This is a genomic window from Orenia sp. (assembly GCF_055140805.1).
In genome coordinates, this window is sequence record NZ_JBSQYM010000132.1 from 1 (window position 1) to 8,885 (window position 8,885).

Annotated in this window: 10 protein-coding genes; all 10 read left to right on the forward strand. The window is 34.7% G+C overall.

Annotated features, from left to right (window positions below):
• Positions 1-704 precede the first annotated feature (704 nt).
• The 10 genes from ACTCDL_RS12125 (at position 705) to rsxA (ending at position 8,589) form a co-directional block, all read left to right on the forward strand.
• Positions 705-1,061 (forward strand): hypothetical protein, encoded by a 357-nt coding sequence (locus ACTCDL_RS12125; RefSeq protein ID WP_463176904.1) that lies wholly within the window; start codon positions 705-707, stop codon positions 1,059-1,061.
• Between the two features lie 31 nt (positions 1,062-1,092).
• Complete coding sequence (locus tag ACTCDL_RS12130; protein WP_463176906.1) at positions 1,093-1,551, forward strand: ATP-binding protein; 459 nt, start codon at positions 1,093-1,095, stop codon at positions 1,549-1,551.
• The gene (locus ACTCDL_RS12135) at positions 1,544-2,863 is read left to right on the forward strand and encodes a [Fe-Fe] hydrogenase large subunit C-terminal domain-containing protein (protein ID WP_463176908.1); all 1,320 of its coding nucleotides are present in this window, start codon (positions 1,544-1,546) and stop codon (positions 2,861-2,863) included. Before ACTCDL_RS12130 ends, ACTCDL_RS12135 begins: the two co-directional genes overlap by 8 nt.
• Positions 2,853-3,185, forward strand: coding sequence for a DRTGG domain-containing protein (locus ACTCDL_RS12140; RefSeq protein ID WP_463176910.1), 333 nt, complete (start codon positions 2,853-2,855; stop codon positions 3,183-3,185). The genes ACTCDL_RS12135 and ACTCDL_RS12140 overlap by 11 nt, the downstream gene beginning before the upstream one ends.
• A 2-nt stretch (positions 3,186-3,187) precedes the next feature.
• Entirely contained in the window at positions 3,188-3,925 is a 738-nt protein-coding gene (locus tag ACTCDL_RS12145; protein ID WP_463176913.1) for a PHP domain-containing protein, read from the forward strand.
• 461 nt (positions 3,926-4,386) lie between these two features.
• On the forward strand, positions 4,387-5,697 hold the full coding sequence (rsxC, locus tag ACTCDL_RS12150; protein ID WP_463176915.1) for an electron transport complex subunit RsxC: 1,311 nt from the start codon (positions 4,387-4,389) through the stop codon (positions 5,695-5,697).
• 14 nt (positions 5,698-5,711) lie between these two features.
• The gene (locus ACTCDL_RS12155; protein ID WP_463176917.1) at positions 5,712-6,635 is read left to right on the forward strand and encodes an RnfABCDGE type electron transport complex subunit D; all 924 of its coding nucleotides are present in this window, start codon (positions 5,712-5,714) and stop codon (positions 6,633-6,635) included.
• Positions 6,628-7,173 carry an RnfABCDGE type electron transport complex subunit G gene (locus tag ACTCDL_RS12160; RefSeq protein WP_463176921.1) on the forward strand — a complete coding sequence of 182 codons (546 nt, stop codon included), beginning with the start codon at positions 6,628-6,630 and terminating at the stop codon, positions 7,171-7,173. The genes ACTCDL_RS12155 and ACTCDL_RS12160 overlap by 8 nt, the downstream gene beginning before the upstream one ends.
• Position 7,174: 1 nt before the next feature.
• Positions 7,175-7,837, forward strand: a complete 663-nt coding sequence (gene rsxE / locus ACTCDL_RS12165) for an electron transport complex subunit RsxE (RefSeq protein WP_463176924.1) — start codon at positions 7,175-7,177, stop codon at positions 7,835-7,837.
• A gap of 158 nt (positions 7,838-7,995) precedes the next feature.
• On the forward strand, positions 7,996-8,589 hold the full coding sequence (rsxA, locus tag ACTCDL_RS12170; protein WP_463176928.1) for an electron transport complex subunit RsxA: 594 nt from the start codon (positions 7,996-7,998) through the stop codon (positions 8,587-8,589).
• The last annotated feature ends 296 nt before the right edge of the window (positions 8,590-8,885 follow it).

The window sequence follows — 8,885 nt, forward strand, 5'->3', positions numbered from 1 at the left end:
TTCGTTGCTGAAAGTTATCTTTTAAGGTTTTTAGTTAAGAACTTAAAGGTATTAAATTATTAGGATATTTAAATTACATTCTAAAGTTGTTTATCTATAGACCCACAATTATTGTGGGTCTAATGATTTTTTTGTAAAGGATTCTAATCATATTATCTGACCAATATTAAATTATTTCATTGATGAGGGATTAGTAGCAATAATTGGGGTATTAAGACACTTGTCTACCAAATAACTTAAAGTGTTGTAATCTCTCTATTATATTATTTTCATCTCTTGGTCTTTATATAAAGGATTTAATTTCAATATGATTGGTGATATAATTATATTAATAAATATTTTGCTTTAACAACGAACTTGGTGATTAACACTAATTATAGCTAAAGGTATAATTTTAAGAATCAGGAATCAGAAGTTAGAAACCTGTGAATTATACTGATTCTAGATTCCTGATAACCGATTTCTTGTACTTTATTACCTGTTATTAATCTAATTTTTACAAAAGTTGTGGAAGAGCCAATCTTTTAACTGTCCTGTCTCTTCTAGTTTGTTGATATAACTAATATAATGCAGGGAACAGGTATTTTTTAATTTATTAGTTAAATACTTAATGTCTACAAATTATTTGATTTTAGGTCTGAGAAAATCCATAATAAAGTTCTTACTAAATTAAGTTTGACTCTATAAGGAGGATAAGAATAATAATGAAATTAAAAGAGGTTAGAGAGATATTATCTGCTCAAGTCATAGTCGAGGGAGTTGAAGATTTAGAATTAATAAGTGGATGTGGAGCCGATTTAATGAGTGATGTATTGGCTTTTTCTAAAGAAAATACTGTTCTATTAACAGGTCTAACCAATCCGCAGGTGATTAGGACTGCTGAGATGACTGATTTATCTTTAATTGTTTTTGTAAGAGGTAAGCAACCACCGGTAGAGACAATAGAGCTAGCTAAAGATCGAGGTATTCCTTTGATGAAGACTGATAAGCCTCTATACCAAGCCTGTGGTCTATTATATTCTGCTGGATTGAGAGCAGAAAAATTGGCGAAATTAAAATAGAAATCAGACAAGCTATTATGGAGGGATTAATTTGCAAAAAGATGAGATTAGGCAGGTTATTTTAAACTGTGAAGTGGAAGCTGGTAATTTCTCTGTTGGAGGAGAGGCTTCTAGTAGGTTAAAGAGTCTTCTCCATAAATTGGGTATTTCTGGTCAAACGATAAGAAAAATAGCTATTGCCACTTATGAATTAGAGATTAATATCATTATTCATACTCATGGTGGGAGTTTAAAAGCAGAGGTTAGCCCTTCTGAGGTTAGAGTAATCGCTTCTGATAAGGGACCTGGAATTGCTGATATAGAAAAGGCTTTTCAACCAGGATATTCAACAGCAAACCAAAAAGCAAGAGAGATGGGGTTTGGAGCAGGAATGGGGCTTTGTAATATTAAGCGTTATTCTGATGAATTACATGTAGAAACGGAGGTTGGCAAAGGAACTGAGATAGAGGCAAGGATTTATCTTAGAGAGAGTGGTGATTCCAGTGAGTAATATTCATTCTGTGCTGTTAAAGACAGATAAATGCAAGGGATGTACCAATTGTGTTAAAAACTGTCCCACAAATGCTATTAGGGTTCATCAAGGCCAAGCAAAGATAAAGGAAGAATATTGTATAGATTGTGGAGAGTGTATTAGAAGTTGTGAATATCATGCTAAGTACGGAGCTACTGATGGTTTGATAGATTTGAAAGGGTATAAATATCCTGTTGCTTTAGTTCCTCCTAGTTTTTATGGGCAATTTACCCAGAATATAAATCCTGCTAAAGTGATATTGGCTCTTAAAGATCTAGGTTTTTTTCAAATTTGGGATGTAGCATTGGGTGCTGAAGCCCTAACTCAAATTACTAGGAAGTATATAATCGATAATGATAGAACTTTGATTTCTTCATCATGCCCTGCAGTAGTGCGCTTGATACAACTTCTTTATCCAGAATTGTTAGGTTATTTAGCTCCGTTCAAATCACCTGTGGAGATTATAGCCCAGAGAGCACGAGAATTTATCAAGTCAGAGCTTGGGGCTGATGATGAGGAGATAGGTATTTTCTTTATCACTCCTTGTCCTGCTAAGATGACTACAGTAAATAATCCTTTAGGGATGGAAGAGAGTTATCTAGATGGAGCTATAGCAGTAGATACTATCTATCATGAGTTGATAAAACGTGTTGATAATTTAGATGATTCTTGTGAGATAGAGGGTTATGATATACCTTATTTTGGAATTAGTTGGGCAAGTGGTGGAGGAGAAGCAAATCTCTTAGAAGATATAAATACTGTTTCAGTGTCAGGAATTCATAATGTAATGAGTGTTTTAGAAGAGTTAGATAGGGGAGACCTTGCCCATATCAGATATTTTGAGATGGTAGCTTGTCAACCAGGCTGTGTTGGCGGTGTGTTTAATGTTAAGAATCCTTTTTTAGCTGAATTCAATATTCATAATCTAACTAGAAAGGGTATTAAACTTATTGCACAGGATTTGAATAAATATGATTTTTCTTTACAAAATTCTTTTAAAGAGAAGTCTATCGCTTCATTGGATGATGATTTAATTGTGGCTATGGCTAAATTAACTAGGTTAGAAGAAGAGATAGAGGTTTTACCAGGTCTAGATTGTGCTGCATGTGGTGCTCCAGATTGTCGTACTCTGGCAGAGGATATTATCAATGGCTTAGCAAGTAGAACTGATTGTATCTTTATCCTACGTCAGCAGGTAGCTGATTTGGCTGATGAGATGGCAACTTTAGCTCATGCTCTACCACCTGTGATGAAGAGAAATCAAGAGGAGGCTGATAATAATGAAGATTAAAGAGGTAATTGATAGATTAAATCTTGAGGTTGTAGTAGAGGGGAATTTAGAGATTGAAGTGACAGGAGGATATGCTTCTGATTTATTGAGTAATGTAATGGCTAGAAGTAGTTCGGGGAATTTATGGATTACTATTCAGGGACATCAGAATATAGTAGCTATTGCTCAATTAATAGAGTTATCTGGAATTTTAGTAACAGAGAACTTCTCTATTGATGATGACACTATCAAAAAAGCCAAAGAGTTAGGGATTAATCTCTTGCGTAGCAAATTAGATACCTATGAATTAGCAGGTAAGTTGTATCAATTAGGAATTAAATAGTGATGAAATCTTTTATAGCTGACTTTCATATTCATAGTGTCTTATCCCCCTGTGGTGATTTATTGATGACTCCGCAGAATATAATTAATCGATCTTTAGAAATAGGCTTAGATTTAATTGCAATTACTGATCACAATTCAGCTGAAAATATTGGAGTAGCTTTAGATTTGGCTAAGGGTACTCCTTTGACTATTATTCCTGGAATGGAAGTAGAGACTGTTGAGGAGATACACCTAATATGTTTATTTGATACCTTACAACAGGTTTTATTATGGCAAGATAAGGTATATGACTCTTTACCTGATTTTAAGAACAATGAGGAGATCTTTGGTCCCCAATTATTAACTGACCATAGTGATGATTATATTGGTAGAGTAGAGAGATTACTGTTAACAGCAACTACTTTAAGCATTAATGATGTAATCAAAGAGGTAAAAGATTTAGGAGGGATAGCAATTCCTTCTCATATAGATAAACCCAATTATAGTATTATATCAAATTTAGGATTTATACCACCTGATTTAGATGGATCTATCTTTGAAATTTCTTCAAAGACTAAAATTTCAAAGGTGATTGATAAGTTTAGTACAATTGATAATTACTCATTTATTAGTAATTCTGATGCTCATTATCTTCATGATATAAAAAAGAGCATGAAATTATATATGAAAGCTCCGAAGGTGAAGGAGATGGAATTGGCTTTAAAGGGAGTAAACGGGAGGAAAACTGAAATAATGTGAGAAATATCACATAAAATTGTGAAAATTATAATTAAGAGCCAAATACTTGACTTGTTTATTCTGAAATTGTAATATAAGAGTATAATGAAATTTTTCTTTACAAAAATTTAATATAAAATTAACTAATTTTAAGTAAAAGGAGATTTAATATTAAGATTAATAGAATTTGATATAAAAGCTAAGTTTAATGAGATTGTATTTCAGAAGATTTCATTATTACCAAAAATTATATCTTTGTTGATGGTATAGATATGTGAATTTAAAATAAAAATTAATGGATATATAGCGACACTTTCGTGTCGGGAATCAGGAATCTGGAACCAGTCTTTATAACTGATTCCTGACTACTGATTCCAGATTCCAAAAAGTATCACACTATCTTTTTATTGTTTCATTATAGAGTTGTTTATATATTTTTTAAGTTATTAATTTAAAAGTATTATAAAAAAGGGGTGAAAAGGTTGAAGGTTAGAACTTTTGAACAGGGGATTCATCCAAAGTATAATAAAGAGTTGACAGCAGGCAAAGCCTTTAAGTTTGCTAGCCAACCTGAACAAGTTATTATTCCTCTTCAACAGCATATTGGGGCACCTGCTAAGCCTCTTGTGAAGAAAGGGGATATAGTTAACTTAGGTCAGAAGATTGGTCAAGCAACAGGTTTTGTCTCTGCTGATATACATGCAAGTGTATCAGGAGAGGTTTTGGCTGTTAAGCAGGTCAATGGTTCTTTGGCAGTTCAAATTAAGAATGATTTTGAAGACAGAAAGGATGAATCGATTAAAGCTAGAGGGGACTTAATTGATTTATCTGCTGAAGAATTGAAAGAGATTGTTAAAGAAGCAGGGATTGTTGGATTAGGAGGGGCTACCTTCCCAACTCATGTCAAGGTATCTATTCCAGCAGGTAAGAAGGTTGCTAAGGTTATCTTAAATGGTGCTGAATGTGAGCCTTATTTGACTGTTGACCATCGTACTATGGTAGAGCAAGCAGATAAGGTTATTTATGGATTGAAGGCTTTGATGAAGATGGTTAATGCTAAGGATGGGTATATTGGGATTGAGGTCAATAAGCCAGATGCAATTGAAAGCATTCAGCAAGCCATCAAAGCAGAAGACAACATCAGTGTTGTTCCCTTAGAAGTTAAGTATCCGCAAGGTGGAGAGAAGCAATTAATCAAGGCAATATTAGATCAAGAAGTACCTTCGGGAGGGTTACCTCTTGATGTGGGAGTAGTTGTTAATAATATAGGTACAGCAGTGGCAATTACTGATGCAATTAAGGCAGGTATGCCTTTGATTGAGAGAACAGTCACAGTAACAGGGGCAGTCAAGAATCCACAGAACTTAATCTTTAGGATTGGTACCCCACTTAGTCAGTTAATTGAAGAGTCTGGTGGATTTGTAGGAATTCCAGATAAGGTGATTTTAGGAGGTCCGATGATGGGGCAGGCTCAAAGTGATTTAGAACTCCCTGCTACTAAGGGTACCTCAGGAGTCTTAGTCTTAAATAAAGAAGAAGTTGGAACTTATCCCAAAACAGGACCGTGTATTAGGTGTGCGCGCTGTGTAGATTCATGTCCTGCTAAGTTAGTGCCGACAGCTCTAGTTAATTTGACTAAGGCTGAAATGAATTTGGAGTTACAGGATTATCATGTTCTTGATTGTATTGAATGTGGTTCTTGTACTTATGTCTGTCCAGCTAATATTGAGATTTTGCAATGGATTAAACTAGGAAAAGAGAATTTAAAAGCTGAATTAAGAAAAAGTGAATGATTGGAGGCTTAGTGATGAGTAATAGAAGACGATTAACGGTTTCGTCAGGACCCCATGTCAGAAGTAAAGAGAGTACTTCTAATATTATGTTCAACGTGGTAGTGGCTTTGTTGCCGACTACTTTAACTGCAATATACTATTTTGGCATCTCTGCTTTAATGTTGATTATAGCTTGTTCCATTACAGCAGTTATTACAGAAGCTTTGTTCCAAAAGCTAAGGGGAGTATCAGTAACTATCAGTGATTTTAGTGCTTTAGTAACAGGGCTATTATTGGCTTTGACTTTACCACCAGAGTTACCAATCTGGATGGCTATGGTAGGAAGTATTATAGCCATTGCACTTGGAAAGCAAGTCTTTGGGGGGTTAGGATATAATTTCTTTAATCCTGCTTTGGTAGGTCGTGCTTTCTTATTAGCTAGTTTCCCAGTAGCAATGACTACTTGGAAATTGATTGATGTAACCTCTAGTGCAACACCTTTGGGTACAGAAAACCCTGCTAATATTGCCTTTAGAGATCTATTTTTAGGTAGAGTTGGAGGGTCTTTAGGTGAGACCTCGGCTGCAGCGATTATTTTAGGTGGATTGTATCTTCTCTATAAAGGTTATATTGATTGGAGAGTTCCGGCAGGTTATTTGGGAACAGTAGCTTTATTAACTACTTTTGTTGGTAAAGGTGGACCTGTATTTCATATCTTAGCAGGAGGACTTATGTTAGGAGCATTTTTCATGGCTACTGATATGGTAACTACTCCTGTAACTAAGAAGGGAAGATGGATTTTTGGTATTGGTTGTGGAGTCTTATTGGTAATTATCAGAGTTTATGGTGGTCTTCCTGAAGGGGTATTATACTCTATATTATTAATGAACATGTTTGTACCAATTATTGATAAGTATACTTTACCAAGGGCTTTTGGCGAGGTGAAGATAAATGGGTAAAGAGAAGATAGATATCAAGTTAATAGTTGTATTGACTTTGATTATGATTATTTCAGCTCTAGTCTTGAGTTTTGTTTATCAAGCGACAACTCCATTGATTAAGGAGCATGCTGCTCAAGCTAAGAAAGAGGCTATTTTGGATGTGCTCCCTGGAGCGGTTAAATATGAAAAGTTAGAAAAGGGTGGATTAGAATTATATCAAGGCTTAGATAAATCTGGAAGCCCTGTAGGTGTAGCTTTTCAGCATGAAGGTAATGGATTTCAAGGTACTATTATCTTGATGATTGGAATGGATATTGAGAATCAGAAATTATTGAAGGTGAAGATTCTAGACCAGTTGGATACACCAGGTTTAGGAGCTAGAATGGCTGAGCAAGAGTTTAAGGGACAGTTTCAGGGTAAATCTTTCTCTGATAATTTTGTAGCTAAAGAGGATGTAGATGCTATTGCAGGAGCTACAATCTCTTCTCAAGCGGTTAGTGATATCTTAAAGGATGCTATTGCTACAGTAGAACAGGCTTATAGTGGGGGTGAGTAATGTGCTAACCTTATGGAAAGACTTTGTAAAAGGATTATGGAAAGAGAATCCTGTTTTTGTAATGTTGTTGGGGATGTGTCCGACTTTAGCAGTAACCAATACTGCAACTAATGGATTGGCGATGGGTTTAGCAACCAGCTTTGTGTTATTAGGCTCTGGTATTGTAAATTCACTGGTTAAAAAATTAATCCCTGATGAAGTTAGAATTCCTAGTTTTATTGTTATTATTGCTACCTTTGTAACGATTGTTGATTATTCGGCTAAGGCCTATGTACCGGCAATTGCTGAATCACTTAAGTTATTTATTCCATTGATTGTAGTAAATTGTTTGATTTTGGGTCGTTCTGAGTCTTTTGCTTCTAAACAACCTGTTCATCGTACTATTGCTGATGCCTTAGGAATGGGAATTGGCTTTACTTGGGCTTTGACCTTTTTAGGGATTATTCGTGAGGTGATTGGTTTTGGAACTGTATTTAGAGGAACATCTCTTGCAATACAGGTAATGGGAGACTGGTTTCAACCATGGTTGATTATGGTCTTACCAGCAGGAGCATTTTTGACCTTAGGTACGGTGTTAGGTGTGATTAATTACTTTAAAAGTAGAGCAGTTGGTGTGAAGGTAGAACTGCAAGATTCTACTGGAGATAGCTGCCACAGCATATAAATTTACAATTGACAATTTATAATGTACAATTAAAAGATTAACTAAATAAGAGACTATTGTAGCTTCAAAAATTATTAAGTCTTTTCGTTTTAAAGGTCTTAATTGTAAATTGTCAACTGTACGTTGTACATTTGAATGCAAAAAAAGGAGGTTAAAGGATGGGCGATTTAGGAGAATTATTTGGTAGTTTAGTAATGATTTTTATGACAGCGGCAATAACTAATAACTTTATCCTATCTCAATTTTTAGGTATTTGTCCTTTCTTAGGAGTTTCTAAAGAGGTACCAACGGCTTTCAGTATGGGCTTAGCCACTACCTTTGTAATGACAACTTCGGCTGTTTGTGTCTGGGCGGTTAATAGTCTGATCTTGGTTCCTTTAGGATTAGGGTATTTAAAGTATGTGGCGTTTATCTTAGTGATTGCATCTTTTGTACAGTTGACTGAGATGATAATCAAGAAGGTAAGTCCACCATTATATAAAGCATTGGGTATCTTCTTACCTTTGATTACGACCAATTGTGCTATTTTAGGCTTAGCATTAATGATTCCAATGAATAATTATAATTTTATTGAAAGTACAGTATTTGGATTAGGTGCAGGGGCTGGTTTTACTTTAGCGATTGTATTGATGGCTGGAATGAGAGAGAGATTAGAGTTTGCTGATGTACCAGAAGCCTTAAAGGGAGCGCCAATTACTTTATTGATTGCTGGACTGATGGCTATGGCATTTATGGGCTTTTCGGGATTATAATAGTGTGAGTGTGGGTGTGAGCATTTTTTATTAATTAGAAAAGTATGTTTTTTAGAGGCTGCATATGAGGTATTTACAAAACAAATATCATAAAGAAAAAGATTTATTAGCCACGGATTAACACAGATGAAACACGGATAAAAATCAAAAGATAAATTAATTAGTAAGTAAGCAATTCAAATAAATAAAGAATATAATTATATAGAAACCGATAAAGATTTCATATTAACAGTTATAGTAATACAACAAGCTCAAATGATTTTTTGCAACGAATCTCACGAATTGACGCGAATTAA